1 protein-coding gene is annotated in these 1,888 nt (G+C 42.5%); it reads right to left on the minus strand.

What is annotated here, in order from left to right; translation table 11 throughout:
• Positions 1-1,888: bifunctional diguanylate cyclase/phosphodiesterase (locus A3739_RS11595; RefSeq protein ID WP_156502549.1), on the minus strand; the 1,888-nt coding region annotated here is incomplete at both ends.

Below are 1,888 nucleotides of genomic sequence, written 5' to 3' on the forward strand. Positions count from 1 at the left end.
GTAGTCGCAGCCTAATTGAATAAGTACGTCTTCTTGGCGACGAGACTCTACCCCTTCTGCTAATACTTCTATATTCAAGCTTTTAGCAAGCGTCACGATACTTTGCACTAATGCGCGGTCAGAGCTGTGATTGATGATTTCGTGCACGAATAAGCGATCAATTTTGATCTTCGACAAAATATGACTGAACTTTTTGATGTAACCGAGTGATGAGTAGCCTGTCCCAAAGTCATCAATACTGAAGCTGATACCAAGTTTCAGTAGTTCCTCCAAACCTTGTATTACGTTGTCATCGTAATTAAGAACCAGACGTTCGGTTACTTCTAATTCGACCCACTCAAGCCCGCTTTCTTGGGCGAGATCGTTATGAATCCAAGGCATCATCTCACGATGATGGAAGTTCGTTGGGCTGAAGTTTACGGATAAATTGAAGGGTCGATCGAATTTGTCGCGCCAGATTTTGACTTGCTTTGATGCGGTCCTTAATACCCAGCGATCGAGATGGAATATCAATCCAGTTTGTTCAGCAATGGGAATAAAAAGATCGGGTCTCACTTCTCCTAAGTCTTCATCTTCCCAGCGCAATAATGCCTCAAAGCCACTAATCGACATGTCTCTGAGATTAATCAGTGGCTGATAATAAATTTCGAGCTTTTCGTCGCGTAGCGCATTTTGGAGTTTGTTCTTGATCGTGTTTTTGAGCATGACGTCTTGCAACATGCTGGGTTCAAAAAAGGCGAAAGTATTACGTCCTGAGTTTTTGGCGTGATACATCGCGGTATCTGCTTTGCGAATCAATTCTTCTGTTGTTACACCATCATCAGGGAAAAACACTGTACCTAAACTACACCCGAGCTGCAGTTGTGCATTGTTATGCGCAAAGTTTTCACGAAATGAATGAATGATTGATTCCGCAATATCTTCGGCTTCGCGCTTTGTATTGCAGGAGCATGTAGCGATGAATTCATCGCCCCCAAAACGCGCGACGTAGCCATTGTTATTATTGGCAATAAGTTCTTTTAAACGTTTCGCACTTGCTTGAAGAACGCGGTCGCCAACACTGTGGCCTAGACTGTCATTCACTTCTTTGAATCCATCTAAGTCAATAAAGAATAAGGCTAAGCGATTTGCTCCTGTTTGTTTCGAGATTTTTTCCATTTCATTGGTGAGATGTTTTTCGATATGACGTCGATTAGGCAAATGAGTGAGAGCGTCATTACTTGCCTGATATTCCAATTGATTCTCATATGACTCGCGTGCTTGGCGGAATTCAATCGCTTGCTGCTGTGCCTGATTCAATGCCTGAACTAGATCGGTTAATTCATCGTTGATCGGGGAACGATTCAGCTTAATAGGCGTATATTGATTTTGTTTCGTTCGCTCTATATCTCGTGTGGCGGTACTAATTGTGACCAAGTGATCGGTCACAAGTCGACGAACGATGATTTGAAGAAAGCATGCGAATAAGCCGATAAAAATTGCGGCTGCGATGCCTAGCAGTTTAATTCTGTCGACAAACTCGTGGTTTAAATAGGAATTGCTTGTTTGTACTTGAAGGGTGCCTAGGTATTGTTGTTCGTAGTAAAGGACTTGCTCAAGGTCGGCGTCAGTATCTTCAAAATTACCTGAACGTTTTGCAAAACCATTTTCGTCTGTTAATTGAACTCCGGTAATTGCTGGAGATCTAGATAAACCATCAAGAAGTGTTTGAACGCCTTCATCGTCGACATTCCATAAGTTGCGTTCTAATTGCGCTTTGATTGCGCCGACGGCTTCTTTACTGCTACTTTGGCTTTTTTCGGTATGTATTCGGTTTTCGTATTCAATGAGGGTAATGAAGACGGCGAGTGTGAAAATTAAACCGATGGAAATGAAGTACCACGCTAAA

The organism is Oleiphilus sp. HI0067 (genome assembly GCF_001635735.1).